20 protein-coding genes, 1 tRNA gene and 1 pseudogene are annotated in these 26,424 nt (G+C 64.5%); 15 read left to right on the top strand and 7 right to left on the bottom strand.

The features are described from left to right. The first annotated feature begins 3 nt into the window (after window positions 1-3). The 3 genes from guaD (at window position 4) to rnz (ending at window position 3,368) form a co-directional block, all read left to right on the top strand. Window positions 4-1,401, top strand: coding sequence for a guanine deaminase (gene guaD, locus AB5K84_RS27720; protein WP_011086659.1), 1,398 nt, complete (start codon window positions 4-6; stop codon window positions 1,399-1,401). Window positions 1,402-1,411: 10 nt separating this feature from the next. Then, window positions 1,412-2,395 carry an antibiotic biosynthesis monooxygenase gene (locus AB5K84_RS27715; RefSeq protein ID WP_011086660.1) on the top strand — a complete coding sequence of 328 codons (984 nt, stop codon included), beginning with the start codon at window positions 1,412-1,414 and terminating at the stop codon, window positions 2,393-2,395. Window positions 2,396-2,462: 67 nt separating this feature from the next. Continuing rightward, the gene (rnz, locus tag AB5K84_RS27710; protein WP_011086661.1) at window positions 2,463-3,368 is read left to right on the top strand and encodes a ribonuclease Z; all 906 of its coding nucleotides are present in this window, start codon (window positions 2,463-2,465) and stop codon (window positions 3,366-3,368) included. Between the two features lie 10 nt (window positions 3,369-3,378). On the opposite strand, the gene AB5K84_RS27705 is transcribed toward rnz, so the two are convergent. Further along, window positions 3,379-4,212 (bottom strand): IclR family transcriptional regulator, encoded by an 834-nt coding sequence (locus tag AB5K84_RS27705; RefSeq protein ID WP_011086662.1) that lies wholly within the window; start codon window positions 4,210-4,212, stop codon window positions 3,379-3,381. Between the two features lie 124 nt (window positions 4,213-4,336). Here AB5K84_RS27705 and AB5K84_RS27700 point away from each other — a divergent pair, with 124 nt between their 5' ends. The 6 genes from AB5K84_RS27700 to AB5K84_RS27675 are packed head-to-tail and all read left to right on the top strand — an operon-like array spanning window position 4,337 to window position 11,043. Then, on the top strand, window positions 4,337-5,260 hold the full coding sequence (locus AB5K84_RS27700) for a dihydrodipicolinate synthase family protein (protein WP_028170938.1): 924 nt from the start codon (window positions 4,337-4,339) through the stop codon (window positions 5,258-5,260). A gap of 27 nt (window positions 5,261-5,287) precedes the next feature. After that, window positions 5,288-6,733 (top strand): FAD-binding oxidoreductase, encoded by a 1,446-nt coding sequence (locus AB5K84_RS27695; RefSeq protein ID WP_011086664.1) that lies wholly within the window; start codon window positions 5,288-5,290, stop codon window positions 6,731-6,733. After that, the gene (locus AB5K84_RS27690; RefSeq protein ID WP_011086665.1) at window positions 6,730-7,836 is read left to right on the top strand and encodes a four-carbon acid sugar kinase family protein; all 1,107 of its coding nucleotides are present in this window, start codon (window positions 6,730-6,732) and stop codon (window positions 7,834-7,836) included. The genes AB5K84_RS27695 and AB5K84_RS27690 overlap by 4 nt, the downstream gene beginning before the upstream one ends. Continuing rightward, on the top strand, window positions 7,833-8,870 hold the full coding sequence (pdxA, locus tag AB5K84_RS27685; RefSeq protein WP_011086666.1) for a 4-hydroxythreonine-4-phosphate dehydrogenase PdxA: 1,038 nt from the start codon (window positions 7,833-7,835) through the stop codon (window positions 8,868-8,870). The genes AB5K84_RS27690 and pdxA overlap by 4 nt, the downstream gene beginning before the upstream one ends. A 13-nt stretch (window positions 8,871-8,883) precedes the next feature. Then, window positions 8,884-10,014 (top strand): iron-containing alcohol dehydrogenase, encoded by a 1,131-nt coding sequence (locus tag AB5K84_RS27680; protein WP_028170942.1) that lies wholly within the window; start codon window positions 8,884-8,886, stop codon window positions 10,012-10,014. 57 nt (window positions 10,015-10,071) lie between these two features. After that, window positions 10,072-11,043: a Bug family tripartite tricarboxylate transporter substrate binding protein gene (locus AB5K84_RS27675; protein WP_038966280.1), complete on the top strand. Its 972-nt coding sequence runs from the start codon at window positions 10,072-10,074 to the stop codon at window positions 11,041-11,043. Window positions 11,044-12,232: 1,189 nt separating this feature from the next. Here AB5K84_RS27675 and AB5K84_RS27670 read toward each other — a convergent pair. Further along, window positions 12,233-13,306: an acyltransferase family protein gene (locus AB5K84_RS27670; RefSeq protein ID WP_011086669.1), complete on the bottom strand. Its 1,074-nt coding sequence runs from the start codon at window positions 13,304-13,306 to the stop codon at window positions 12,233-12,235. Between the two features lie 127 nt (window positions 13,307-13,433). Then, window positions 13,434-13,729 (bottom strand): annotated as a pseudogene (locus tag AB5K84_RS27665) (SOS response-associated peptidase); the annotation flags it as partial. A gap of 491 nt (window positions 13,730-14,220) precedes the next feature. On the opposite strand from AB5K84_RS27665, the gene AB5K84_RS27660 reads away from it, so the two are divergent. The 3 genes from AB5K84_RS27660 (at window position 14,221) to AB5K84_RS27650 (ending at window position 14,988) form a co-directional block, all read left to right on the top strand. Then, window positions 14,221-14,294, top strand: a tRNA-Gln gene (locus AB5K84_RS27660). A 174-nt stretch (window positions 14,295-14,468) separates the two neighbouring features. Beyond that, entirely contained in the window at window positions 14,469-14,831 is a 363-nt protein-coding gene (locus AB5K84_RS27655; protein WP_038966868.1) for a DUF1428 domain-containing protein, read from the top strand. Between the two features lie 31 nt (window positions 14,832-14,862). Next, window positions 14,863-14,988, top strand: a complete 126-nt coding sequence (locus AB5K84_RS27650; RefSeq protein WP_236842238.1) for a hypothetical protein — start codon at window positions 14,863-14,865, stop codon at window positions 14,986-14,988. On the opposite strand, the gene AB5K84_RS27645 is transcribed toward AB5K84_RS27650, so the two are convergent. Next, entirely contained in the window at window positions 14,970-15,656 is a 687-nt protein-coding gene (locus AB5K84_RS27645) for a TetR/AcrR family transcriptional regulator (protein WP_038966869.1), read from the bottom strand. The genes AB5K84_RS27650 and AB5K84_RS27645 overlap by 19 nt on opposite strands. A gap of 107 nt (window positions 15,657-15,763) precedes the next feature. Between AB5K84_RS27645 and AB5K84_RS27640 the strand changes: the two genes are divergently transcribed. Next, window positions 15,764-18,052 (top strand): arylsulfatase, encoded by a 2,289-nt coding sequence (locus AB5K84_RS27640; protein WP_011086677.1) that lies wholly within the window; start codon window positions 15,764-15,766, stop codon window positions 18,050-18,052. Between the two features lie 15 nt (window positions 18,053-18,067). Here AB5K84_RS27640 and AB5K84_RS27635 read toward each other — a convergent pair whose 3' ends face one another. The 3 genes from AB5K84_RS27635 to AB5K84_RS27625 all read right to left on the bottom strand — a co-directional run bounded on the left by AB5K84_RS27635 (window position 18,068) and on the right by AB5K84_RS27625 (window position 23,011). Then, window positions 18,068-18,631: an invasion associated locus B family protein gene (locus AB5K84_RS27635; protein WP_038966870.1), complete on the bottom strand. Its 564-nt coding sequence runs from the start codon at window positions 18,629-18,631 to the stop codon at window positions 18,068-18,070. A gap of 64 nt (window positions 18,632-18,695) precedes the next feature. Continuing rightward, window positions 18,696-21,842, bottom strand: a complete 3,147-nt coding sequence (locus AB5K84_RS27630; RefSeq protein ID WP_011086679.1) for a multidrug efflux RND transporter permease subunit — start codon at window positions 21,840-21,842, stop codon at window positions 18,696-18,698. Continuing rightward, complete coding sequence (locus AB5K84_RS27625; protein WP_038966871.1) at window positions 21,839-23,011, bottom strand: efflux RND transporter periplasmic adaptor subunit; 1,173 nt, start codon at window positions 23,009-23,011, stop codon at window positions 21,839-21,841. Before AB5K84_RS27625 ends, AB5K84_RS27630 begins: the two co-directional genes overlap by 4 nt. Window positions 23,012-23,410: 399 nt before the next feature. On the opposite strand from AB5K84_RS27625, the gene AB5K84_RS27620 reads away from it, so the two are divergent. Next, window positions 23,411-23,650, top strand: a complete 240-nt coding sequence (locus AB5K84_RS27620; RefSeq protein ID WP_028170951.1) for a hypothetical protein — start codon at window positions 23,411-23,413, stop codon at window positions 23,648-23,650. 227 nt (window positions 23,651-23,877) lie between these two features. Further along, the gene (locus AB5K84_RS27615) at window positions 23,878-26,409 is read left to right on the top strand and encodes a TonB-dependent receptor (protein WP_011086681.1); all 2,532 of its coding nucleotides are present in this window, start codon (window positions 23,878-23,880) and stop codon (window positions 26,407-26,409) included. Window positions 26,410-26,424: the final 15 nt, after the last annotated feature.

Raw genomic sequence — 26,424 nt, 5'->3', positions numbered from 1 at the left:
TTCATGACCACCGTCGGTATTCGCGGCACGTTCTTCGATTTCGTCGACGATCCCTGGAAGCACATCGGCAACGAGCAGGCGGCTGCGCGCTTTCATCAGGACGGCCTCATGGTCGTCACCGACGGCGTCATCAAGGCGTTCGGTCCGTACGAGAAGATCGCCGCCGCGCATCCGGGCGTTGAGATCACCCATATCAAGGACCGCATCATCGTCCCGGGCTTCATCGACGGCCACATCCATCTGCCTCAGACCCGCGTGCTCGGTGCCTATGGCGAGCAGCTCTTGCCGTGGCTGCAGAAGTCGATCTATCCCGAGGAGATCAAGTACAAGGATCGCAACTACGCGCGCGAAGGCGTGAAGCGTTTTCTCGATGCACTGCTCGCCGCCGGCACCACCACCTGCCAGGCCTTCACCAGCTCCTCACCGGTCGCGACCGAAGAGCTGTTCGAGGAGGCAAGCAGGCGCAACATGCGCGTGATCGCGGGTCTCACCGGGATCGACCGCAACGCGCCGGCCGAATTCATCGATACGCCCGAGAATTTCTATCGCGACAGCAAGCGGCTGATCGCGCAGTATCACGACAAGGGCCGTAACCTCTACGCTATCACGCCGCGCTTCGCCTTCGGCGCCTCGCCCGAGCTGCTGAAGGCGTGTCAGCGCCTCAAGCACGAGCATCCGGACTGCTGGGTCAATACCCACATCTCCGAGAACCCGGCCGAATGCAGCGGCGTGCTGGTCGAGCACCCGGACTGCCAGGATTATCTCGGCGTCTACGAGAAGTTCGACCTGGTCGGCCCAAAGTTCTCCGGCGGCCACGGCGTCTATCTCTCGAACAACGAATTCCGCCGCATGTCCAAGAAAGGCGCGGCGGTAGTGTTCTGCCCGTGCTCGAACCTGTTCCTCGGCAGCGGCCTGTTCCGTCTCGGCCGCGCCACCGATCCGGAGCATCGCGTGAAGATGTCGTTCGGCACCGATGTCGGCGGCGGCAACCGCTTCTCGATGATCTCCGTGCTCGACGACGCTTACAAGGTCGGCATGTGCAACAACACGCTGCTCGACGGCAGCATCGATCCGTCGCGCAAGGACCTCGCGGAAGCCGAGCGCAACAAGCTCTCGCCCTATCGTGGCTTCTGGTCGGTCACGCTCGGCGGCGCCGAAGGCCTCTACATCGACGACAAGCTCGGCAATTTCGAGCCCGGCAAGGAGGCCGATTTCGTCGCGCTCGATCCGAACGGCGGACAACTGGCGCAACCCTGGCACCAGTCGCTGATTGCCGACGGTGCAGGTCCGCGCACGGTTGATGAGGCCGCGAGCATGCTGTTCGCCGTCATGATGGTCGGCGACGATCGCTGCGTCGACGAGACCTGGGTGATGGGCAAGCGCCTCTACAAGAAGAGCTGAAGCGGACGCGATGAACGGATCACCCGATACGGCCGGCCAGCCGGTCGCCCTCGTCATCCAGCGCCGCATCGCCGACGACGGCTTTGCGGCGTTTGCGCGGTGGAACGGCGAGGTCGGCGAGGTGCTCAAGACCTGGCCCGGCTTTCTCAGCCAGGAGGTGGTGCCGCCGCAGCCGCCGGCGCATGTGGACTGGGTGACGATCGTGCGCTTCGCGAGTCCGGCGGCGGCGCGCGCCTGGCTTCAGAGCGAGGTGCGGGCGAAGCTGATTGCGGAGATACAACGCTTCTTCGTTGGCTCGGAGGACGTCCATATCCTGCCCGACACCGGAGTGCAGCGCGACAGCGCGGTCTCCGCCGTGATCTCCTTCAAGGTGCCGGCAGGATTGGAGGACGCTTTCCTCACCTGGCAGCAGCGCATCCAGGCCGCGGAAGCCGAGTTCAAAGGATTTTTGCGGCACAAGATCGAGCGGCCCATTCCGGGCCTGCACGACGAGTGGATCGTCATCCTGTCATTCGACAGCGATGCCAACCTCAGCGCATGGCTCGACTCGCCGTTGCGGCAGACCCTGCTTAGGGAGGGCGCGCGCTTCAACGCGGGCATGAACGTGAAGCGGGCGAGCTACGGCTTCAATTTCTGGTTCCCGGCCGGCAAGACGCAGGCTCCGGAGCAGGGGCCTGCGTTGATCTGGAAGAGCAACCTCATCGTGCTCCTGGTGCTCTATCCCGTGGTCTACCTCTGGGGCTATTTCGTCAGCGCGCCCTTGATCGACAGCCACGGCGTGCCGGTCTGGCTGTCGCTCTTCGTCGGCAATCTCGTGAGCACCCAGCTGCTCGGCTGGTGGCTGGTGCCGGCCGCCTTCAGGGCGTTGGACTGGTGGGTGACGCCGAAGGCGACGCTCGGTCGCCAGATCGCGGGCTACGCACTGCTTGGCGCGCTCTACGCCGCGTCGATGGGCCTGTACGCGCTGCTGCTCGCGTGGCATTTGGGGCGGTGAGACCGTCCACCTTGCGCGCCGCTCCGGTGCTGTCGGGGAGAGCGGCGGTCTCGGGACACTGACGAGCATGTTCGCCCTGACATTTCTCGGGACCTCGGCCAGCGTTCCCTCGGCGGAACGCAACCATCCGGCCCTCCTGGTGGAGGCCGCGGGCAAGCGCATCCTGATCGATTGCGGCGAGGGCACGCAGCGCCAGTTGCTGCGCAGTGGCGCCGGCTTCCGGCGGCTCGACCGCATCCTGCTGACGCACGCTCATCTCGATCACGTGCTCGGCATCCCCGGTCTCTTCTCGACGCTGGGCTTGCGGCAATCCTCCGATGTGATGACCATTCATGGCGGCCCGGGCACACTCGACATCGTCATCCGGATGCTGGCGGGCCTGTGGGGCGCGGGCAGGGCGCCGATCCCCGTGGAGTTCGCAGCGCTGAGCGAAGGACAGGTCATCGATGCCGGCGGCTTCACCATCGACTGCTTTCCGGTCCGCCATCGCGACACCGACAGCTTTGGCTTCGTATTCCAAAGCCCCGCGCGCCGTCACCTTCTGCCCGATCGCCTCGCCTCGCTCGGTGTGCCCGACGGTCCCTTGCGCGGCGAATTGGCCCAAGGACGGCCGGTCGTGATCGAAGACGGCCGGACGATCGATCCGGAGGACGTTTTGGGGCCGGCGACCGGCGGCAGGAAGCTCGTCGTGATCGGCGACACCGAGACCACCGAGGGGCTGTCGCAATATGTCGCCGACGCCGACATGCTGGTGATCGAGGCGACGTTTCTCGATCGCGACGCGTCGATCGCGCGGGACTACGGCCACCTTACCGCAGCAGAAGCAGCCGCCTTTGCGGCCGCGAACAATGTCGGACAGCTCGTGCTGACCCATATGTCGGGACGCTACGAGGACGAAGAGATCCTGGCCGAGGCGGCAAGGATCTTCCCGAACAGCCGGATCGCCGCCGACTTCGATCACATCGTCGTCTAGTCCGCCGCCCTCAGCCCGACAATCCCGACTTGATCGCGATATCCTGCACCTGGCGCGTCAACTGCGTCAGTCGCGGCAGCGCCTGGTCGCGAAAGGCCGGCATGTCCATGCGCATCGCGTCGATGGTGACGCTCAATCCCCCGATCACGACACCCTGGGCGTCGAAGATCGGCGTGGCCAGCGTCCGCAAGCCATAGGCGTTCTCGCCGTCGGAGACGGCGTGGCCTTTCTTCCTCACCAGGTCGAGCCGGGCGAGCAGGGCGTCGAGATCGGTCAGCGTTCGTTCCGACAGCTTGACGCGAGGGCGCGCTTCCAGTCGCTCGATCTGCTCGTCCCGCGGCAGATGCGCCAGCATGACATGGCCGAGCGCGGCGCTGTAGGCGGGAATGCGCGAACCCGGCCGGCGATCCATCTTGTGACGGTCGAGGCCGGCGCCGACGCGCGCGAGATAGATCACGTCGCCGCCGTCGAGGATGCCGAGCGAGGCCGCATCGCCCACGTCAGGCACGAGGTCGCGCAGCAGCGGCTCGACGATGGCTCGCAGCGATCCGTGCGACAGCACCGTGTAGCCGAGGTCGAGACAGGCGAGCCCGAGGCGGAACCGGCGGCTTTGCGGAACCGGCTGGAGATAGCCGAGCTCGATCAGGGTCTGGATCAGCCGGAACGCGGTCCCGCGATCGAGATCGGCGCGTGCGGCGACTTCACTCAAGGTGAGTTCGAAGGCCTCGCTGGTGAAACTCCTGAGCACAGCGAAGGCCTTCCCAACGGAAGCGACATAATTCTTGGGATTCTTTGGGCTAGCTTCAGGTTTGCGCTTCGCGGCCTTCTTGTGGACCTTGGCCATGCTCGAATGCCCCCGTCATGACAGCATCACCCTTGACGCAGGGGTGCGCTGATTTTACTGACAGTATCAGTAAATAACAAATGTTCGCATTCCGAACAATATCGATTTGACGATCGGAGGAAGCTTGTCGACATCATCGCTGCACCCTCATGGCGTGTTCTCCGCCGCGCTGACCCCGCTCGACGCCGAGCTCGCGCCCGATCACGCGCGTTTCGTGGAGCATTGCCGCTACCTTCTGGATGAGGGCTGCAACGGCATCGCGCTGCTCGGCACGACCGGCGAGGCAAACTCCTTCTCAGCGGCCGAGCGCACCGCGCTGCTTGAAGCCGTGGTGGCCGCCGGCATCGCGCCGCAGCGGCTTCTGCCCGGCACCGGCGTTGCCGCGCTCACCGAGACCATCGCGCTGACGCGTCACGCGCTTTCGGTCGGCGTCGACACCGTGGTGATGCTGCCGCCATTCTACTACAAGAACGTCAGCGATGACGGCATCTACGCCTCCTACAGCGAAGTGGTGCAGCGCATCGGTGATGCGCGCCTGAAAGTCGTGCTCTACCACTATCCGCAGATGTCGGCGCAGCCGATCTCGCATGCGCTGATCGAACGGCTGCGCAAGGCCTATCCGGCCGTCTTCACCGGCATCAAGGATTCGTCCGGCGATTTCGCCAACATGACCGCAATGGTGGAGCGCTTCCCCGGGTTCGCGGTCCTGGGCGGCGCGGACCCGTTGATGCTGCCGTTGCTGCGCAAGGGCGGCGCAGGCTGCATCACCGCGACGTCCAACCTCGTCGCGCGCAGTCTTGCCCACGTCTACAAGCACTTTCGCGACGGCGATGACGATCCGGCCCTCAAGGCGGCGCAGGCGCGCATCGTGAAGGCGCGCGAGCTGGTCTCGCGGTTCCCGCAGATGGCATCGCTGAAGGCGCTGGTGGCCGAGCGCACCGGTCACGCCGGATGGCAGCGGCTGCGGCCGCCGCTGGAGTCGCTGCCGCCGGCTCAAATGAAAGAACTGCTCGCGGATGCTGCTGCATTCGCTGCCGCCGCCGTCTAGACTTGGCGCGGGCGACGAGGCGATCCGATGTCCGATTCTTTCCAGGGTGCGTTGGCCGGGCTCGCTGATATCGTCGGCGACAAGTACGTCATCGCGTCCGGGCCCGACCAGGAGCCCTATGTGGTGGACTGGCGCGGGCGCTATCACGGCCGCGCCGTGGCGGTGGTGAAGCCCGGCTCGACCGCCGAGGTCGCCTCCGTCGTCAAGTTCTGCGCGGCAAGGCGGCTCGCGATCGTGCCGCAGGGCGGCAACACCGGCATGTGCGGGGCGGCGACGCCGGACGATCGCGCGGGCAATGTCGTGATCCGGCTCGACCGCATGCGGGCCGTGCGCGACGTCAGCCCGCTCGCCAACACGATCACCGTGGAGGCCGGCTGCATCCTCGCCGAGGTGCAGAACGCGGCCCGGGACGTCGATCGCTATTTTCCCCTGAGCCTCGGTGCCGAGGGCTCCTGCCAGATCGGCGGCAATATCTCGACCAATGCCGGCGGCACGGCCGTGCTGCGCTACGGGCCGACGCGCGATCTCGTGCTCGGGTTGGAGGTCGTGCTGCCCGACGGGCGCGTCTTCAACGGCCTGCGCGCGCTGCGCAAGGACAACACGGGCTACGCGCTCAAGCAGCTCTTCATCGGCGCCGAAGGAACGCTCGGCATCGTCACCGCAGCGGTGCTGAAACTGTTCGCGCCGCCGCGCAGCTCGGCTTTGGCGCTATTGAAGTTGCAGGGCGTCGAGCAGGCGCTCGAGATCATGCAGCGCCTGCGCGGTGCCGTCGGCGACCGGCTCGGCAGCCTCGAGATCATGTCGCGGTCGCAGATCGAGGCGATCGCGAAGACGGTGCCGCATGTCACGATCTCCTTCGAGCTGACGACGCCGTGGTATCTGATCGTCGAGCTGACCGACACGCTCGCAGGCGTGGACCTGAGCGAGCCGCTGGCCGCGGTGCTTGCCGAGGCGATGGAGGCGGGGCTTGCCGAAGACGCCATATTGGCCTCCAACCTGGCGCAGGCGAAGGCGATCTGGGCGGTCCGGCACAGCGTGTCCGAAGGCAACAAGCGCAGCGGTTACGTGGTGTCGCATGACAGCGTCGTGCCGCTGGAGCGCCAGGCGGCCTTCGTCAAAAATGTCGAGGCCCGGATCAAGGCCGCCGTGCCACATGCGAACGTCGTCATGCACGGCCATATCGGTGACGGCAACATCCATGTCGTGGCACTGATCGATCGCGCGCATTGTCAGGACCCGGATGCGACGGCCGAGCTGGTGGCCGAGATCAACGAGATCGTCGACGAAGAGACCGCGGCGCAAGGCGGGGCCATCAGCGCCGAGCACGGCATCGGCATCACCAATCGCGGCCGGCTCGCCCGCGTCGCCGATCCGCTCGACATCGAGCTGATGCGCGATATCAAGCATCTGCTCGATCCGAATGGCCTGATGAATCCGGGCAAGATTTTCGACGCAGGAGGCGTGCGCCGATGACGAGTGTCCGCCTGCTTGCCGACGATCTCACCGGTGCGCTTGACACCGCGGCGGAGTTCGTCGGCCTGTGCGGATCGTTCGACGTTACCTGGCCGGAAGCGCCCGCGACGCAGGGCTCCCGGAGCCTTGCGATCGACAGCGGCACGCGGGAGCGCTCCAAGGCCGAGAGCGTCGAGATCGTCGGGCGGCTGGCGCCGCAGCTCCACGGGGCGACGATCGGCTACAAGAAGGTCGATAGCCTCCTGCGTGGCGCATGGGCGGCAGAGCTCGGCGCCTGCCTGCGCAGCGGCCATTGGGCATCTTGCGTGGTCGCGCCCGCCTTCGACTATCAGGGACGCCGTACCGTCGATGGCCAGCAATTCGCGCGCACGGTGCAAGGCGACTGGCATCGCGTCGGCGACAATCTCCTCGCCCAATTGCAGCTCGAGGGCATCGAGGCGCGGCAGGGGCAGGCCGACACGCTGGCGCAGGCCAGCGTTCAGGTCTTCGATGCCGAGAGCGACATCGATCTCGATCGTGTGGTGGAGATGGGACGGCGCATGCCGGGGCCCGTGCTGTGGTGCGGAAGCGGCGGCTTGGCCGGGGCGCTCGCCCGCAGCCATCGTGCCGACGCGCCGAGCCAGTTGAAGCTGCCGGTGCTGGGACTGTTCGGCTCGGACCAGGCTGCCACGGCGTCGCAGCTCGCCGCATGCGGCGAGGCGACCATCGCCCTTGCGGAAGGTGAGGGCGCGATGCGTGTCCAGCGCAAGCTGGCCGGTGACGGAATCGCATTGGTCAAATTCTCTCTCGCCGAAGGCCTGACGCGCGTCGAGGCGGCGCGGCGGATCGCGCGCGAAATGACGGCGCTGATCGCGGCGCTCGATCGACCCGGCACGTTGATCGTCGCCGGCGGCGAGACCCTGAAGGCCGCATGCGTTGCCCTTGGCGCGCATGCCCTTCAGGTGACAGGACGCATCGTGCCGGGGCTGCCGCGTTCAGTGCTGCAAGGCGGGCGCTGGGCCGGCGTTGACGTCGTCTCGAAGTCCGGAGCGTTCGGAACCCGCGATCTCTGGCGTGATCTGCTCCGGGACAATCATCTGCTCAGAATGGAGAGTCCGACATGACCTCTCGTCATCTTGCCATCACCATGGGCGATCCGGCCGGGATCGGGCCGGAGATCATCGTCAAGGCCTGCCTCGGGCTGAAGGGCCGGATCGCGACGGGCGATCTGCGCCTGCTGATCATCGGCAGCGGCGCGGCGTTGGACGGCGCGAAGGCCGCGCTCGGCACCGACGTTGCCATCCCGCAGGTGTCGGCGGACGATCGCGAATGGCCCAACCTCTGCTACCTGCAAGCCGACGCCGAGGGCGACCCGATCAAGCCGGGCGTGCTCAGCGCCGATGGCGGCCGCTTCGCCTATAAGGCGATCGAGCAGGGCGTGCGTCTGACGCAGGCGGGCCGGACCGCGGCCATCGTCACGGCCCCCCTCAACAAGGAGGCCCTCAACAAGGCCGGCTATCATTTCCCCGGCCATACCGAGATGCTGGCCCATCTGACCGGCGTGCGCGGCTCGGTGATGCTGCTCGCCCATGGCAACATGCGCGTCAGCCATGTCTCGACCCATGTCGCGCTGGAAGACGTGCCGAAGCGTCTGACGCCGGAGCGGTTGCGCATGGTGATCGACCTCACCAACGATGCGCTGCGCCGGCTCGGCATTGCCAAACCAAAGATCGCGGTCGCCGCGCTCAATCCGCATGCGGGCGAGGGCGGCCTGTTCGGCCGGCAGGATATCGACGTGTCGGCGCCGACGATCGCCAAAGCGGTCGCCGACGGCCTCGATGTCATCGGTCCCGTGCCCGGCGACACCATCTTCGTCAAGCTGCGCGCCGGCCAGTTCGATGCGGCGGTCGCGATGTATCACGACCAGGGGCACATTCCCGTCAAGCTGCTCGGCTTCCAGGTCGATCCCGCGACCGGCCGCTGGCAGGAGCTCTCCGGCGTCAACATCACGCTGGGCCTGCCGATCATCCGCACCTCCGTCGATCATGGCACCGCCTTCGACATTGCCGGCAAGGGCATCGCCAACGAGCACAGCCTGATCGAGGCCATCGACTATGCCGAACGGCTGGCCGCTGGCGCCTCCGCATCCAAATCATGAGATCGACCGCACGATGACCAACGCCTTCACGCCCATCGAAATCCTTCGTCCCACCATCCTGGAATTCGGCAACGGCACGATCACGGCCGCGGCGCGCTTCGCCGAGCGGACCGGCGCCAAGCGGCCGCTCGTGATTTCCGATGCGTTCAATGCGCGCCGCATCGACATGCTGGCGTTGCCGGGTGCGGTGAAGGTGTTCGGCGACGTCAAGCCCGAGCCGGACCTGCCCAATCTCGAGAAGGCGGTGGCGATGGCGCGCGAGGCCAAGCCCGATCTCGTGGTCGGCTTCGGCGGCGGCAGCGCGATGGATCTCGCCAAGCTGGTCGCGGTGCTCTGCACGTCCGACGTGGCCTTTGCCGACATCGTCGGGCCGGAGAAGGTGGCCGGCCGCAGCGTGGCGCTGATGCAGATCCCGACCACGTCGGGCACCGGCAGCGAGGCCGGCACTCGTGCGCTCGTCACCGATCCCGTCAGCCAGAACAAGCAGGCGGTGCAGAGCCGCTTCATGCTCGCCGACATCGCCATCGTCGATCCGGACTTGACGATGACCGTGCCGAAGGAGGTCACCGCGGCCACCGGCGTCGATGCGCTCGCGCATTGCGTCGAGGCCTATACCAGCCGCAAGGCGCATCCGACGATCGATCTCTATGCGCTCGAGGGAGCGCGGCTGGTCGGGCGCTATCTCAAGCGCGCGGTGGCCGACGGCGGCGACCGCGAGGCGCGCGCCGGTCTTGCCCTGGCTTCGCTCTATGGTGGCTACTGCCTTGGACCGGTGAACACCACCGCCGGCCATGCGGTGGCCTATCCGCTTGGCACGCGCCATCATGTCGCGCACGGGCTCGCCTGCGCGGTGATCTTCCCGCACACGCTGGCCTTCAACATGCCGGCGGTCGAGGCGAAGACGCGCGCAGTGCTCCAGGCGCTCGGACTGCCGGAGCAGGGCGATGCGAAACGCGCGTTCGACGCGACTTACGAGTTCTGCAGGGATCTCGGGATCGAGATGCGGCTGTCCGCGCTCGGCGTGCCCAAGGACGACCTCGGGGTGATGGCCGACGAGGCGCACGCCATTCGCCGCCTGCTCGACAACAACCCGCGCGATCTCGGCCGGGATGCGATCCACGGGATGTATGAGGTCGCGTTCTAAAACACCCGCCGCGCGCGGCGGCCAATCAATAACACAGTGAAAACAGAGGAAACTTCGATGAGATCGATGTGGCTTGTTCTTGCCTCAGTGATGCTGCTGGCGACGTCGCCGGCGAAGGCGCAGGACGGCTATCCGTCCAAGCAGGTGACGGTGATCGTTCCCTTCGCCGCCGGCGGCACCGCTGACATCTTCGCGCGCATGGTCTCCAACCATTTGCAGGTCAAGCTCGGCAAGCCCTTCGTGGTGGAGAATGTCGGCGGCGCCGGCTCGATCCTCGGCGTGACACGGCTGGCGAAATCGGCGCCTGACGGCATCACGCTCGGGCTTGCCAGCACGTCGGCGCTCGCCATCAACCCCTCGCTCTATGGGCCGAAGCTCAGCTACCAGCCGGACAAGGATCTGGTGCCGGTCGCCCAGATCAGCGTCGTGCCCAACGTTCTCGTCGTGAACCCCAACAAGATCAAGGCGCGCACCGTGCCGGAGCTAATCGCCTATCTGAAGGCGAATCCGGACAAGGTCTCGTTCGGCTCGGCCGGCGTCGGTACTTCGCAGCATCTGGCCGGCGAGCTGTTCCAGCAGATGACCGGCACGAAGATGGTGCACGTGCCTTACAAGGGCTCCAGCCAGATGCTGACCGATCTCCTCAGCGGTCAGATCGATCTCGCCTTCGACAACGTGCCGCTGCTGCTGCCGCAGGTGAAGACCGGCCAGCTCGCGATGCTTGCGACAGCAACGCCGAAGCGCGCCGCGTTCGATCCGGAAGTCCCGGCCGTCGCCGAATTCCTACCGGGCTTCGAGGCGGTCGCCTGGCACGGCTTCCTCGTCCCTGCGGGCACGCCGAAGCCGATCGTCGAAAAGCTCTCGGCCGAGATCCGCGCCTTCATGCAGCAGCCGGACACGGTACAGAAGATGGCCGAGCTCGGCGCGGCTGCGGTCGCGGTGGATTCGGAGCCGTTCGCAGCCTACATCGCCTCCGAGACGGCGCGCTGGAAGAAGGTGATCGAGGCCGCGGACATCAAGCTGGAGTAGGGGGCAGGCGTTCACCCCAAGGCTTGGCTGGCGCGTGTCGCCGACCAAGCTGTACCGCGCACGCGAGAACCAGCGCGATCGACCTCCAGGCGGAAGCCGTCCGGCATTCGCGGCGCGTCGCCGTCGGCCGGGATGTTGCAGGCCGGGCAGGGTGCGCCGGCGCCGCCGCAACCGCATGCGCGCGGGCCGTCCCATGGGTAGTCCGGGTGGTTCTCGCATACGCAGCCGAGATCGTCACAGGCCGTGCACTTAGCCACGGCCGGCGATTCGCAGCGGCAGCGCCAGTTGCACGCCGATCGCGCGGCCCAGCTGGCTTTCGATGAAATCGCGCAGCGCCTCCGGAATATCGCAGCCCTCGTCGTTGATGCGGCGCTCCAGCTCGCGCGCGATCTCCTCGGATACGTCGCGCGACCTTTGGCGCCAAGCTGAACGCCAAAGCCTATGGTCGGTGTCAGAGTTGTGGCCAGATCAGTAGCGGTATCGCCCAGGCGCGCGCCTCCAATTTGGATAGCAGCGTCCGTTGTCATAGTTGAAGTCGTACCCATCGGGGCAGGATCCGTACCCATAGGCTCTATAGCCTTGATAGTCCGGCTGCGGTCGGGCATAGGTACCTGGCGCTTTGTATTCGTTAGGATAACAGCGCCCATTGGAGTAGTTGAAATCATAGCCGTGCGGACACCCGCCACTCGGCGAGCCTGGAAACTGAGCCATGGCCGATGAGACTGATCCTAGGATTGCCAGCGCCAGAATTGCAGCACGAATAAACACTGTTCTCTCCTTTTGATTGATCTTCAACGAAGGGCGTGGATACGGGTTCCAATAGGCAGATTACGCCTATGATATGCAACGCTTATTGAATGGGGCATTCACCAGCCGTTCAGCTGCTACGTTGGATTGTGAGATTTCTCGATCTCTATTGACGCAAGACGTCCAGTCAACCAATTCCCGGCCCTTGGGCAAACCGTTAGAGCGCGCCGCGAAGCCGATGGGACTGAGAATTGCCAATTTTAGGGATAGCCTCAGGCGCCGTCCTGTAATTTGTTCTCTACCGGTCGTTTCATTATTGCCATTCCGAAGAGCCGCATGATCGGTTCATCGCGGTGATGATTGAGGGGGCCAAGTGGGGAATGAGCTGGCTCCACTAACCTCCAAGCCCTCCGACAGCGTTACTAGCGGATTGCCGTCGTCTTCAGGGGCGAGCGGTTACGGTTCGAAACGAAGCCATTCTCCGCAGTATCCAGCGAGCGAGTTGTTTGTGTCGGGCTTCGGTGACCATGGCGAAGAGCCAAGCGACGAAATTTGAGATGAGGATCGCCAGCACGAATCTCACCCAGAGCGGCGACGTCAAGTGCCAAACGACGATCTTCACTATCGTGAAGTGGATTAAGAACAGGCTATAGGAATAACCTGCGAAGAACCCGACGATTGATTGAAATCTTCGGAGCCAGTTTTGGCCCTGCGCTGCGATCGCAAGACTCACAAAAAACAGCGCAAAATAGGGTTGTGCAGCTAGCGCGTACTCGTCGCCGCGCACATGAGAGCCGCGCCACTTCCAGAACAACAGGATAGAGAGTATGGCGCAGGCGACTGTCACCAGCCGATCGATCCTCATATTGATCGCGACGAAGTACCCGCCGAAGCCCAGCAACCAGAGCACGAAGAGGCCGTGGGACGCGTCCGGCCTCTCAGCAAAATGGAACAGTGGAACGGTGGCGGTTGCGATTGCCAGCACGAGGCCAGCGATCTGGTCGCGACCTTTGCAGAAGAAGAACAGGCCGCCGACGAAGAAGTAGATGTGAAATTCGATGGCGAGCGTGCTGAGCTGGCCGGCTGAGCCGAATGTGTCTCCGCCCCACCTACCAGGATAACCCTGCAGCATCACCAAGTTCTTCAAAAAGCTTGCCGCGCTGTCGAGTCGAAACCGCTCAACTCCGAGCGCCCAGGCGGAATAGTCCAGTACGGCGATCAAGATCAGCGCCGGCGCGTATGCGGAGTATATGCGGGCGAAGCGCTCGACGGCATAGTTCAGCAGGGAATAATCATCAGCTTTGGTTCGCTCGTGGAGCGTGAATGCGATGACGAAGCCGGACAGCACGAAAAACAGAAGAACGCCGATATCGGGGATTAGCGTCTGCGTAGCCCCGCCGAAGAACGTGAAAGTCAAATTCCAAGTGTGCCCGACGCAAACCATTTGGGCGGCGAGCGCGCGGAGGAGATCCAGCAATGTGGAAGTATCGTTCTTCGTTCGATCGAGGCTGAACATTTTGATCTGCGCGGCGGCTTCGTGCTTTATGGAGCGTCAGCAAGTATCCGGTCATACGGCCCGCGCTCATGTAACTCAAGGCAGTCGTTCTCCACAGCATATTTGATGCCGGTGCCGAACTCGCTGCCTTGCCCGTTTCCGGGTTCGGCTCCGGCGCGTATTCGGAGAAGCTGTTCGCCGGCACTAGGCAACGGCTCTCCGGCTTCAACCAGCGACGCCAGTGTGGCGACGTCGTGTTACGCTCGTTGGTGACGGGGGGCCCCTTGATGCTCGGCGGCGACGGCATGCCCGGCGCATCAAGGCACGCTCGCGCTCGCCGTTGTCGGCGGCACGCACCACGGGCGCCGGATTGTCCTGGTAGGCCGAGGGCATCGCCGGCAGGTTGCCGACGTAGCGATTGACGACGCGAAACAGCGCGCTGATCGCCGCCTGGCTGGCGGTGACGCTCTAGAGATTGCACATCGTCAGGAGGCCTTCTTGATGCGGCGAGATGGTGCGGCGGGTTGCGGATCGCCGGCCTGACGCAGGACGATCAAATCCGGCCGGCGCTTCTTCGCTGGCACGGACTGCCGTACAGAAGTTACGCATGAGCGCGACCTGCCGATCGCGCGGCTGCGTGAGTCGCCGCGCGTCCTCGAGACGTTGTGCGGAAGGTGACTTCCGCCTTGCGGATCTCACGGGCGTAGTATTTGCGATCGCCGCCGGAAAGCGGTGGCGCCTTGATGATGCGGGCGGCGGACATGGCGCCGAGTCATAGGTGAGAACGTAAAGAGAACGAGCCGCGATAGTCACAGAGGGGCTGGACCGCGAACGCCGACGCGGCTATATGAGCGCCAGCGCGCCGCTGACTTGCAAAACTTTTGCTGCGGTTTGCAAAACTTCCGAAGAAAGTCTTGTTATATCAAGAGCTTCGGTGGGGAATGGTGTAACGGTAGCACAACAGACTCTGACTCTGTTTGTCTTGGTTCGAATCCAGGTTCCCCAGCCAGTTCAGGCGCTTTTCCCAAGCCATGATTGACCCGCCCCGCGGCCGCGCCATTTGCGAAGCCCCGCTCGCCGTGCCGCCGCTCGCGACGGTTTGCCTCATCTGAAAGCGCATCCGCGGCGTCGGATCGCGGCGCGCTCCATCGTCCTTGGGACATACAACCCAAGGAGATCCGTGATGCCCTATGTCGATGGTTTCGTGCTGGCCGTGCCGAAGGACAAGATCGAGGCCTACAAGGCGCTGGCGAAGACCGCCTGCGCGGTCTGGATGGAGCACGGCGCGCTCGATTATGTCGAATGCATCGGCGACGACGTTCCCTATGGCGAGCTGACATCGTTTCCGCGCGCGGTGATGGCGAAGGAGGATGAGCTCGTGGTGTTCTCCTGGATCGTCTATCGCGACCGGAAGACGCGCGATGCCGTCAACAAGAAGGTGATGGCGGACCCTCGGCTGAAATTGGACGGCATGCCATTCGACGGCAAGCGCATGATCTATGGCGGCTTCACGACGCTGCTGCGCGCGAGCGATGTTATCAGTTGAGTGAGGTCGAGCAGGGAGGCTCGTGGCCCGGATGGAGCGTAGGCGAAATCCGGGTCCGCTGTCCGTGCTCCAGGTCGGCAGAAGCGTGCTGTCGGGCACCGCGGCCGCGCTCGCCGAGGACCCGCAGGTGCAGAAGGCCTATCTCGGTGTCGGGTGACCCATCTCCGCCTGAAGCAGCAGCAACAGGCAACCGGCGAGCCGCCTCTCCATCTCTTTCGACGAAAGCGACAGCGGTCCGGGATCGTTGAGGATCGCGTTCACCAGCGTGCCCAGCACGACCTGGAAGCCGAAGGCGATGGTGCGGGTCTTGGCGGCCTTGCGCCTCTTGCCCATTCCCTTGCCCATGGCTGGCAACAGGAGAGGGGTGGCGCGCATCGTGGTGGCTTGGGCGAGCGCCTTGAACGGCGTCCATTTGTCCGGGCGGGTGTCGTCATGCTGAAGCGCTGCGCGCAGCACGCCCTCGTGGTTGCGCATCCAGGCGATGATGCCGCCGACGATGACATGGCAGAGCTTGTCGAGGCCGGTGTCGGGTGACGGGCGCCTGATCTCGCCCAGCCGCTGCTCGCCGTCGCGCGTGGCCAGCGCCATCAGGGCGTTGAAGTAGGCCTCTTTGCTCTCGAAGCGGCTGTAGAAGGCGCCGACGGTGACGCCGACCTCGGCGCAGAGCGCCTCGATCGAGAGTTCGGCAAGGCTGCGCGCCCGCAGCATGTCGGCGCCGGCGCGCAGCAGCGCCAGCGTCGTCTCCCGGCTGCGCTTCTGGCGCGACGGGGCGACGCCCGGCAGGTCGAAATCGCGAAATCCGGGCTCTTCAGAACGTGCTCGCATCCGCGCTTGCATCCGTTTCAAATCATAATCATAATTCTGATTATAATTTAAGCGTGGTCAGACCGCGGGTCAACCGTCCGGTTCACGCAACAAGCAGGGAGAAGCAGATGAGCGCAGGCAGCGGCACGCCGTTCCGCGGCACCGTCGGCAAGACGGTTGCGGAGTCCAAACCCTGGTGGCCGCAGGCACCGAGGCCGCCAGAGGGCGCGCCGAACATCCTCATCGTGCTGTTCGACGATGTCGGCTTCTCCGATTTCGGCTGCTACGGATCGTCCATCAAGACGCCGGCCATCGACCGGCTCGCTGCGGAGGGCCTGCGCTATTCCGGCTTCCACACCACGGCGATGTGCTCGACGACGCGTGCGGCGCTGCTCACCGGGCGCAACCACCATTCGGTCGGCGTCGGGTGCCTTGCCAATTTCGATTCCGGCTATCCCGGCTATCGCGGCAAGATCGCGCGCGAGGCGGGGACGCTCGCCGAGATGCTGCGGGTGCACGGCTATCGCAACTACATGGTCGGCAAGTGGCACGTCACCCCGCTGACCGAGAGCGGCGCCACCGGCCCGTTCGACGGCTGGCCGCTCGGGCGTGGTTTTGATCGTTTCTACGGCTTCCTCGATGCCGAGACCGACCAGTATGCGCCTGAGCTCGTCTCGGACAACACGCACATTGATCCGCCGGGCACCTATGCCGACGGCTATCACCTGACCGAGGACCTGATCGACCAGTCGATCCGCTTCATCGGCGATCACGTCGCCGACCGGCCGGATATTCCCTGGCTCACCTGGGTCGCGCTGGGCGCCTGCCATGCGCCGCATCAGGCGCCCGCCGATATCATCAGGAGCTACGACGCGGCCTTCGCGCACGGCTGGGACGTCGAACGGGAGCAGCGCCTGGCGCGCCAGAGGGCGATGGGCCTCGTGCCGGCGGCAACGCGGATGCCCGCGCGCAACGACGGCGTGAAGGCCTGGGAGGAGCATACCGCGGACGAGCGCCGCGTCTTCACGCGCCTGCAAGCAGCCTTCGCCGGCATGCTCGACCATTCCGATCGCCATCTTGCCCGGCTCGTTGCGTTTCTCGAGACGGCCGGCATCCGCGACAATACTGTCATCATCGTGATGTCCGACAATGGCGCGAGCCAGGAGGGCGGGCCGCTCGGTTTCGTCAACGCGATGGGGCCGTTCAACTTCAAGCCGGAGCCAATCGCGGAGAAGCTCGCCCGCATCGACGACATCGGTGGGCCCGACACCCACAGCAATTTCCCGCATGGCTGGGCGATGGCGTCGAACACGCCGCTGCGCCGCTACAAGCAGAACACGCATGGCGGCGGCATCCGCGATCCCTTCGTCATCAATTGGCCGAAGAAGATCGCAGGCAAAGGCGAGCTGCGGCACCAGTTCGTGCACGCCTGCGACCTCACGCCGACGCTGCTGGAATTGATCGGCATCGAGGCGCCGCCGACGATCGCGGGCTGCCGGCAGATGCCGCTCGAAGGCGAGAGCTTTGCGCGCTCGATCACGGACGCGTCCGCGCCCTCAAAAAGCTCGCCGCAATATTTCGAGATGTTCGGCCATCGCGGCCTCTGGCAGGCGGGGTGGAAGGCGGTCGCCTTCCATCCGCCCGGCACGCCGTTCGAGAACGACAGATGGGAGCTGTTCCATCTGGATCAGGATTTCTCCGAGACGAATGATCTCGCCACCAAGGAGCCGGAGCGTCTCGGCCGCATGATCGCGACTTGGTGGGAGGAGGCGGAGAAGCACAACGTGCTGCCGCTCGACGACCGTTTCGGGCCGCGCTTTGCGGAGAACGCCGCGCGCTTCCACGGTGCGCGCCACCATTTCGTCTTCCACCACGGCATGGGTCACGTGCCGACCGATGTGGCGCCCGACGTGCGCAGCCGCAGCTACACGATCGAGGCGCATGTCGAGATCGACGAGGCGGGCGCCAACGGCGTGCTGATCGCGCACGGCGATGCGACGTCGGGCTACAGCCTCTACGTCAAGGACGGCCATCTCGTGCACGACCTCAACATCGGCGGCAGCCACCAGGTCGTGCACTCGAACCGCAAGGTGCCGTCAGGTGCGCGGCGGCTCGGTGTGCGCGTCGAGCGCCTCCTGCGCAAGGAGCCGCCGGCCAAGGGCTCGCGCACCGGCGTTACCGAATACACGCTGCTGATCGACGGCGAGCCGGCGGGCACGCTCCAGACCCAGCTCGGCTTCCACACGCTGATCTCGTGGTCCGGCCTCGACATCGGCCGCGACCGCGGCAGCCCGGTGTCGCATTACGAAGCGCCGTTCGAGTTCGAGGGCCGGCTGCTGCGCGTCACCGTCACCATGCACAACGACCAGAAGCTCGACGGTGATGCCGTCGGCAACGCGCAGATGGCGCGGCAGTAGGGGCGAAACGTCCCGTTACTTGATCTTGTCGTAGGCGGCCGCGAAATCGCCCAGCGGCATCGGGATCGCGATCGTCTCCTTGGCCATGTTCTGGAAGGAGACCTTCAGCTGCTTGCCCGACCGCAAGGCTGCAAGCAAGTCCGCCGCGATCGGCGTCGAGGCGTAGCAGCCGCGGTTCTCGCAGGTCTGGATCTGGAGGTCGACCGTCTTGCCCTCGTCGACCTGGAGCTTGGCGCCGATCGGAAGGTTGAGGCCGAGCGGCAGTTGCAGCAGTGCCACCGGCGTGCGGGTGTCGGGCGCGATGCGGATGTTGATCAGGACGATGGTCTGGCCGGTCTTGGTCAGCACCGCGTTCTGCTCCATCGCGCATTCGAGCGGCGCATCGCGGCTGACGCTGGTGCAGCGCACGACCCAGCCGGCCTGCTGCGCGCCGTCAGCCTGCGGCTGTGTCGGCGCCGGCGCGGGCTGTGCGGCCGGGGCAGGAGCCGCGTTCTTCTTGGCGCTCTGCTGGGCATACGCGGCACCGGTCGACAACAGGAGGCCGGCGGCAAGGGCGACAAGTCTGGATTGCATGGGCATGGCGAGACTGCGTTGGCGTGAACCGGAAGCCTCGCTGTAGCGTCGCGGGAGCAGCGGCGCAAGCTTACTCGGCGGCCTGCTTGACGGTGCCGCGCGCGGGTGCCTCGTGGCCTTCGCCGTCATCCGAACGGCCCCAGCCCGAGAACCAATTGTTGAGCTCGTCGAGATAGAGATAGACCACCGGGGTGGTGAACAGCGTCAGCGCCTGGCTGACGATCAGCCCGCCGACCATGGCGTAGCCGAGCGGCTGGCGGATCTCGGCGCCGGTGCCGTGGCCGAGCATCAGCGGCACGCCGCCGAGCAGTGCCGCCATCGTCGTCATCATGATCGGGCGGAAGCGCAGCAGCGCAGCCTGGCGGATCGATTCCGCCGGCGTCTTGTGCTCGTCGCGTTCCGCGGCGATGGCGAAGTCGACCATCATGATGCCGTTCTTCTTCACGATGCCGATCAGGAGGATGATTCCGATCAATGCAATGAGGCTGAAATCGAAACCGGACGCCATCAGGATCAGGAGCGCACCGACGCCGGCCGAGGGCAGGGTCGACAGGATGGTGATCGGATGGATGTAGCTCTCGTAGAGGATGCCGAGGATCAGATAGACCACGACGAGCGCGGCGAGGATCAGCAGCGGCACGGTGCCGAGCGACTGCTGGAACGCCTGCGCAGTGCCTTGGAAGCTCGAGTTCAGCGTCGGCGGCGCGCCGAGATCGGCCATCGCCTTCTGCACGGCTTCGGTGGCTTGGCCGAGCGCGACGCCCTGGGCGAGGTTGAAGCTGATGGTGATCGCCGGAAACTGGCCCTGGTGGCTGATCGAGAGCGGGCGGACCGGATCGGTGGTCCAGGTCGCGAAGGTCGACAGCGGCACCTGGTCGCCGGTCAAAGGCGATTTCAGATAGAGCTTGTTCAGGCTCTCGAGACTGCCCTGCATCTCCGGCAGGATCTCGAGGATCACCTTGTAGGTGTTGAGCTGGGTGAAATACTGCGTGACCTGGCGCTGTCCGAAGGCGTCGTACAGCGTGTCGTCGATCAGCTGCGGCTGGATGCCGTAGCGTGAGGCGGTGTCGCGGTTGATCTTGAGCTGGACCGTGGTGCCCTGCGTCTGCTGGTCGGTCGCGACGTCGCGCAGCTCCGGCAGCGTCTGCATCTTGGCGAGGATCTTCGGTGCCCAGTCGTTGAGCTCGCCGAGATCGGCATCCTGCAGGGTGAACTCGAACTGCGTGCGGGTCGGCCGGCCGCCGAGCCGGACGTCCTGGGCCGCCTGCATGTAGAGGCGGGCGCCTTCGACCTTGTCGAACTGCGGACGCAGTCGCGCGATGATCTGCTGGGCCGATGCCTCGCGCTGGTTGCGAGGTTTCAGCGTGATGAACAGGTTGCCGTTGTTGCCGGCGCGGCCGCTGCCGCCGATCGACATGGCAACGCTGGCAACGTCGGGATCGGCCAGGATGATCTTGCCCAGTTGCTCCTGGCGTCTCACCATCTCCTTGAACGAGATGTCCTGCGAGGCTTCGGAGGTCGCCGTGATGAGGCCGACATCCTGCTGCGGGAAGAAGCCCTTCGGGATCAGGACGAACAGGTAGATCGACAGGCCAAGCGTGGCGAAGAAGATCGTGAGCGTGGTACGGCGCCAGGCCAGGGCATGATCGAGGATGTATTCGTAGCCCCGCAGCATCCCGTCAAAGGCGCGCTCGCTCCATTGGTAGAACTTGCCGTGGGTCACCTCGCCATGGGCGCGCAGGAAGCGCGAGGCCATCATCGGCGTCAGCGTCAGCGACACGAACATCGAGACGAAGATGGTCATCGCCAGCACGACGGCGAACTCGCGGAACAGACGGCCGATGATGCCGCCCATCAGCAGCAGCGGGATCAGCACCGCGACCAGCGAGATGCTGATCGAGACGATCGTGAAGCCGATTTCCTTCGAACCCTTGAAGGCGGCCGCCATCGGCGATTCGCCTTCCTCGATGTAGCGGGTGATGTTCTCGAGCATCACGATGGCGTCGTCGACAACAAATCCGACTGCGATCGTGAGTGCCATCAGCGACAGATTGTCGAGTGAATAGCCGACGACCCACATCAGGGCGCACGCGCCCAATAGCGCCAGTGGAACCGTGATGGTGGGAATGACGGTCGCCCAGAAGCTGCGCAGGAAGATGAAGATGACCATGACCACGAGGGCGATGGTCAGCAGCAGTGTGAACTGCACGTCCTCGACTGCGGCGCGGATGGTCGTGGTGCGGTCGCTGATGAGCTCGATCTTGATCGCGGGCGGAATCGCCGCCACGAGGCGGGGCAAGGTCGCCTTGATCTTGTCGACGGTCTCGATGACGTTGGCGCCTGGCTGCTTGAATATCACCAGGAACACGCCGCGCTTGCCGTTGGCCCAGGCCGCCTGCTTGGCATCTTCGGCGCCGCTGACCGCCTGGCCGATGTCGCGGATCCGCAACGGACCGCCGTTGCGATAGGCGATGATGACGTCGTTCCAGTCCTTGGACTGGGTGAGCTGATCGTTGGCGTAGATCGTGTAGGCGCGCTTGTCGCCGTCGATATTGCCCTTGGGGCTGTCGACCGTGGTGATCGCGATCTGGCTGCGCACGTCCTCCATCGATAGGCCCTTGGCGACGAGTTTCGCCGGATCGACCTGAATGCGGATGGACGGCTTCTGCTGGCCGCCGATGAACACCTGCGCGACGCCGGAGAGCTGGCTGATCTGTTGGGCGAGCTGGGCGTCGACTGCGTCACTGACGCTGGTCAGAGGCAGCGTCTCCGAGGTCGCCGACAGCAGCAGGATCGGCGCGTCGGCCGGGTTGACCTTGCGATAGGTCGGCGGCGAGGGAAGATTCTTCGGCAGTTGGCCACTGGCGGCGTTGATGGCGCCCTGCACGTCATTGGCCGCGCCGTCGATGCTGCGGTTGAGGTCGAACTGGATGGTGATCGACGCGGTGCCCAGATAGCTTGTCGAGGTCATCTGGGCGATGCCGGGGATCTGGGCGAACTGGCGCTCCAGCGGCTGCGCCACCGACGAGGCCATGGTTTCGGGGCTGCCGCCCGGCAGGTTGGCGGTGATCTGGATGGTCGGAAAGTCCACCTGCGGCAGCGGCGCGACCGGGAGCAGGGGATAGGCGACGAGACCGACAAAGAGAATGCCCGCCATCAGCAGCGAGGTGCCGATGGGATAACGGATGAAAGGTGCCGAAATCCCGCCCGCGTTCATTCCTGTCGAACCTTGTTCTGGGCCGGATCCGAACTCGCCACCGCCGTCGAGACGAGGCTTCCGGGCTGCACCTTGAACTGGCCACCGGTGATCACCTGCTGCCCCGGCGCGAGGCCTTCGTCGACGACCGAACGTCCGTCGATCGCGTAGCTGACCTTGACCTTGTGCACTTCGGCCTTGTTGTCCTGATTGACGGTATAGGCGTAAAGGCCGTTGGTCGAATGCTGGACCGCATCATCCGGGACCACCGTCGCGTCCTTCAGCGTCCGCACCAGAAGCCGCGTCGAGACCGACTGTCCCGGCCACAGCGTGTGGTCCTTGTTGTCGAACACCGCCTTGAGCCGGATCGTCCCGCTGGTCGTGTCGACCTGGTTGTTGATGACGGCGAGCTTGCCCTCGGCCAGTGTCTTCTTGCCGTCGGTGGTGAACGCGATCACCTTGAGTGCCCCGGCCTTCTGGCCCTCGCTGATATAGGCGAGCTGATCTTCAGGCGCGGTGAAGATCACCGAGATCGGCTCGACCTGCGAGATCGTGACGATACCCGTCTGCGTCGAGGCGTTGACGATGTTGCCGACGTCGACCTGGCGCAGGCCGGCGACGCCGGTGATCGGCGCCTTGATCTGGGTGTAGTCGAGCTGGGTCTGGGCATTGGAGATCGCGGCGTCGTCGGCGGCGATCTGGGCGGTGAGCTGGGCGACAGTGGAGCGCTGGGTGTCGACCCGCTGCGCGGTGGCGAATTCGCCGAGCTTCATGGCGCGCTGGAGCTCGAGATTGGCGTTCGCCAGATTTGCCTCGTCCTGCGCCTTCTTGGCCTTGGCCTGGTCGAGCGCGGCTTGATAGGGACGGGGATCGATCGAGACCAGAAGCTCGCCCTCTTTGACGATCTGGCCTTCGGTAAAGGCGATCCTGTCGATCTGGCCGTCAACCCGGGGCCGGACCTGGACGGTGTTGAAACCCTGAACCGTGCCGAGACCGGTCAGGTAGACCGGGAAATCGACCTTCTGGACCGGCGCAACGCTCACGGGAACGGCGGGGGCGCGGGGCGGACCTTTTTGTGCCGTCTGGGTTTTTCCGGCATTCGGCGAGCCGAATTTCTGCCAACCATAGTAACCCGCGGAGGCCACGGCCGCGATGATCAGAATCCAGAGGATCGGCCGTGTTTTTTTCATATCGGCTCGTGTCGGCTCTTGTGCCCTCATTTACGAATTGTGGGGCAATCATTGGGTTCCAAGGCGCTTGTATAATACACGCCAAGTTCCAGTGTAAACAGCACTATCGATCGGGAATCCTAAACAATTGGAAAGCTTTGCACGGCTTAGGCAACTCGCTGGCGCGCCGGTGTGCAGTGCTGCATTTTCCCGCCGCGAGCGATCAGCGTGCAAAAATGAGGCAATGCCCGTAGCCGGTGTGGGTGGCCGCGGCGAGTTGGGAACGAGGCTGGCGCAACACCCGGGCAGGAGCGTCGGGATGTGCGCGTTCCGAGAACGGTTCTAAATCGCGCGGGCGGTGTTTCGGTTGTCAGGAAAATCGGCATCGTTCATATCGGCGCGCCACAACGGGAGCGCAGGATGGACGAATTGAACGGCAAGCTGATCGCGTGTCAGATTCTGATCACGGGATTGATCGCCCGCGTCGCCAACGAGCAGCGCGACCCCTTGCGCTTCCTCACCGACTTCCGCGACGAGATCAAGGCGGTGGTGAAGGGAGTCAACATCGCCGGCATGGACAACACCGATCGTGTGCGTGCCGTCGCGCAGAAGACTGTCGACGAATTGTTCTCGCTGATGAAGCCGCCGAGCAGCGATTGACGCTGCGCACGCGATCGTTGATTTCGCGGCTTTTTTCGCGCTCGTTTTAGAACGACTCCAATTTCACTTTAGAACCGTTTGAAACTGTAGATTAGAATCGTTTTGATCTGGACTTATTCAAGCGTTCTCGCGGCTTGCCCGCATTGACCCACTATTTTGCCGTCGATACCAACAGCCCAATCGCTCATCGAAGTGAATGAGCGGACATGAAGATGGGGCGTGTTGTAATGGGGCAGGTGGTCGCACCGAAGTCGTTGCGTTCGGTCGCAGCATTCGATCTGGCGTATGAAAAGTCCGCGGGCATTTCCGGCAAGAAGGTCTCGGCAGTCGCAAGCCTGATCGCGGCGGCGTCGGTGTCGAGCGGCGCAGAGGCGCAGCAGTCGAACCTGCCGCCGGTGACGGTCGATGCTCCGGTCCAGCGTCCGCGCCCGACGGCCTCGAAGCCCACGCCGGATCAGGTCCGCGCCCGCAACGCGCTTCGCCGCGCCGCGCCGCGCCAGCAGGCCCAGCAGGCTGCTCCGGCGACGCCCTCCGGACCCGCCGACGCGGATCCCTATGCCGATCCGGCCGCGCCCTACAAGGTCGATCACGTGCAGGCCGGGGGCAAGTTTCCGGAGAAATTGGTCGATACGCCGAAGTCGATCACGGTTCTCAGCAAGGAAGTGCTCGAGGACAAGAACGCCACGACGCTGAAACAGGCGATTCTCAGCACGGCTGGCGTGACGCTCGGGTCGGGCGAGGGCGGCAATGCATTCGGTGACCGCTTCTTCATCCGCGGCTTCGACGCGCGCAACGACATCTTCATCGATGGCGTGCGCGATTCCGGCGTCAGTGTGCGCGAGAACTTCTTCACCGAGCAGGTCGAGATCCTGCGCGGTCCCGGCTCGACCTTCTCCGGCCGCGGTGTCGCCGGTGGTGCGATCAACATCGTCACCAAGCAGGCGACGACGGCAAAGAGCTTCTACAACATGGACACCACGTTTGGCACCGACCAGACCAAGCGTGTCACACTCGACGTCAATCAGGTGATCGACCCGACGCTCGCCGTCCGCGTCGGCGGCCTGTTCCAGGATGCCAATGTCGCCGGCCGCGACTACGTCACCGACAATCGAAACGGCGCCTTCGTCGCCACGACCTGGACGCCGACCGATACGGTCAAGGTCACCGGCAACTACATTCACACCGAGCTGACCGGCCGCCCGGATTTTGGCGTGCCATATTATCGGCCTAGCACGACGTCGACTGCCGGCGGTCCGTTTCCGGACTTCGGCGCCAATCGCAATAACTGGTACGGCTTCGTCAACCGTGACTTCTTCCGGACCGGCCAGGACATCGGCACGATCAACGCGGAAGTGCAGATCACCCCCGATCTGATGATCAGCAACAAGATCCGCGCGTCCCGCTCGACGCAGAATTACATCGGTACGCTTCCTGAAGCGCCGAAGCTTGTCGATCCGCTCTCGGCCTCGACGCTGAGTGCAAATCCGCAGAGCCGATTCCAGGTCACGGACGTGTTCGCCAACCAGACCGAGGCAACTTACAAGTTCAACGACGATGTAGGCTTCAGGCACACCTTGCTCGGCGGTGTCGAGTATGATCGCGAGAGATCGTCGATCGACAGTTATACCGGCCTCAGCTCGGAGCTGACGACCGGCACGCCCTTCAGCGGCAGCGGATCGAAGACCGACGTCAGCGTGTTCGCTCCGCAATATACCAATCTTCCCTTCGGGATTCCGAGCCTCACCGGAAGTCCCACCAAGATCGGCATCGACACCGTCAGCGGCTACGTCATGGATAGCGCAAACTATCGTGACTTGGTGATCCTGAACGGCGGGTTCCGCTATGATGACTACAGCATCAACACGCGGAAGCTCGGCAGTCCTGGCCAGCAATCGGCGGAGTTTCTAATTCCGAACTTCAACCTCGGCCTGACGTTGAAGCCGGCACCGAACGGCAGTGTCTATGTGGCGTATGCGACCTCGGCGAACCCGGTTGGTGCCGAATTCGACGGCACCAGCACAGCCTATGGCGGCCTCAACCCGAACCTGCCGGGCGGCAATACGCAGATATTCGGCCCCGAGAAGAACAAGGCCATCGAACTCGGCACCAAGTGGGAGCTGTTCGATCGTCATCTGCTTCTGACCGCAGCGTTGTTCCAGACGACGAAAGAGAACGCACGCGAGTCGCAGAACGTGGGCAGTGCGGCCGCTGCAGCTCCTTTGGGATGCGTCTATCCGACCGGAACGACTGGCAATATATCGTGTATCACCGCTGGAGCAGCCTACCGCATCCGCGGCATCGATCTCGGCGTCGGCGGCAAGATCACCGACAAGTGGAGCGTGTTTGGCGGTCTCGTGCTGATGCAGTCGGAAGTGACGCAGTCGCTGGCGCCGTCGGCCAACAAGGCGCTGTATCCGACCAATGTCGGGCGTCCGCTCGCCAACATCGCGCATGAGTCCTTCAGCTTGCTGACGAAGTACCAGCTCACCGACGTCTGGGAACTGGGTGGGCAGGCGGTCTACCGTTCGAAGATTTACGGCGGCACTTTGCTCGCGGCCAACCAGGGCACGTCGATTCCGAGCTATTGGCGTTTCGACATGTTCGCGGAGGCCAAGATCAACAAGAACTGGCAGGTCAAGCTGTTCGTGAACAACATCTTCGACAAGCGCTACTACGACGCGTTGTACCAGAGCGCGGCACCGTTCGTGCTGGAGGCTCCGGGCCGTGCCGCCTATGTGGTGCTCTCGGCGCGCTACTGATGGAGCGATAATCAG

The organism is Bradyrhizobium sp. 1200_D9_N1_1 (genome assembly GCF_052075915.1).
GTDB classification, from domain to species: Bacteria; Pseudomonadota; Alphaproteobacteria; order Rhizobiales; family Xanthobacteraceae; genus Bradyrhizobium; species Bradyrhizobium diazoefficiens.
The sequence above is the reverse complement of the archived record's forward strand: the minus strand, read 5'-3'. Positions and strand labels throughout refer to the sequence as shown.

Bases quoted from the DNA above. Each gene is read 5' to 3' on its own strand.
- AB5K84_RS27625 (WP_038966871.1), bottom strand. From the start codon at position 23,011: ATGAAAAAAACACGGCCGATCCTCTGGATTCTGATCATCGCGGCCGTG.
- AB5K84_RS27620 (WP_028170951.1), top strand. From the start codon at position 23,411: ATGGACGAATTGAACGGCAAGCTGATCGCGTGTCAGATTCTGATCACG.
- AB5K84_RS27670 (WP_011086669.1), bottom strand. From the start codon at position 13,306: ATGTTCAGCCTCGATCGAACGAAGAACGATACTTCCACATTGCTGGAT.
- AB5K84_RS27655 (WP_038966868.1), top strand. From the start codon at position 14,469: ATGCCCTATGTCGATGGTTTCGTGCTGGCCGTGCCGAAGGACAAGATC.
- AB5K84_RS27615 (WP_011086681.1), top strand. From the start codon at position 23,878: ATGGGGCAGGTGGTCGCACCGAAGTCGTTGCGTTCGGTCGCAGCATTC.
- rnz (WP_011086661.1), top strand. From the start codon at position 2,463: ATGTTCGCCCTGACATTTCTCGGGACCTCGGCCAGCGTTCCCTCGGCG.
- AB5K84_RS27705 (WP_011086662.1), bottom strand. From the start codon at position 4,212: ATGGCCAAGGTCCACAAGAAGGCCGCGAAGCGCAAACCTGAAGCTAGC.
- AB5K84_RS27690 (WP_011086665.1), top strand. From the start codon at position 6,730: ATGACGAGTGTCCGCCTGCTTGCCGACGATCTCACCGGTGCGCTTGAC.
- AB5K84_RS27630 (WP_011086679.1), bottom strand. From the start codon at position 21,842: ATGAACGCGGGCGGGATTTCGGCACCTTTCATCCGTTATCCCATCGGC.
- AB5K84_RS27645 (WP_038966869.1), bottom strand. From the start codon at position 15,656: ATGCGAGCACGTTCTGAAGAGCCCGGATTTCGCGATTTCGACCTGCCG.
- AB5K84_RS27640 (WP_011086677.1), top strand. From the start codon at position 15,764: ATGAGCGCAGGCAGCGGCACGCCGTTCCGCGGCACCGTCGGCAAGACG.
- pdxA (WP_011086666.1), top strand. From the start codon at position 7,833: ATGACCTCTCGTCATCTTGCCATCACCATGGGCGATCCGGCCGGGATC.
- AB5K84_RS27635 (WP_038966870.1), bottom strand. From the start codon at position 18,631: ATGCCCATGCAATCCAGACTTGTCGCCCTTGCCGCCGGCCTCCTGTTG.
- AB5K84_RS27695 (WP_011086664.1), top strand. From the start codon at position 5,288: ATGTCCGATTCTTTCCAGGGTGCGTTGGCCGGGCTCGCTGATATCGTC.
- AB5K84_RS27715 (WP_011086660.1), top strand. From the start codon at position 1,412: ATGAACGGATCACCCGATACGGCCGGCCAGCCGGTCGCCCTCGTCATC.
- AB5K84_RS27675 (WP_038966280.1), top strand. From the start codon at position 10,072: ATGAGATCGATGTGGCTTGTTCTTGCCTCAGTGATGCTGCTGGCGACG.
- guaD (WP_011086659.1), top strand. From the start codon at position 4: ATGACCACCGTCGGTATTCGCGGCACGTTCTTCGATTTCGTCGACGAT.
- AB5K84_RS27680 (WP_028170942.1), top strand. From the start codon at position 8,884: ATGACCAACGCCTTCACGCCCATCGAAATCCTTCGTCCCACCATCCTG.
- AB5K84_RS27650 (WP_236842238.1), top strand. From the start codon at position 14,863: ATGGAGCGTAGGCGAAATCCGGGTCCGCTGTCCGTGCTCCAGGTCGGC.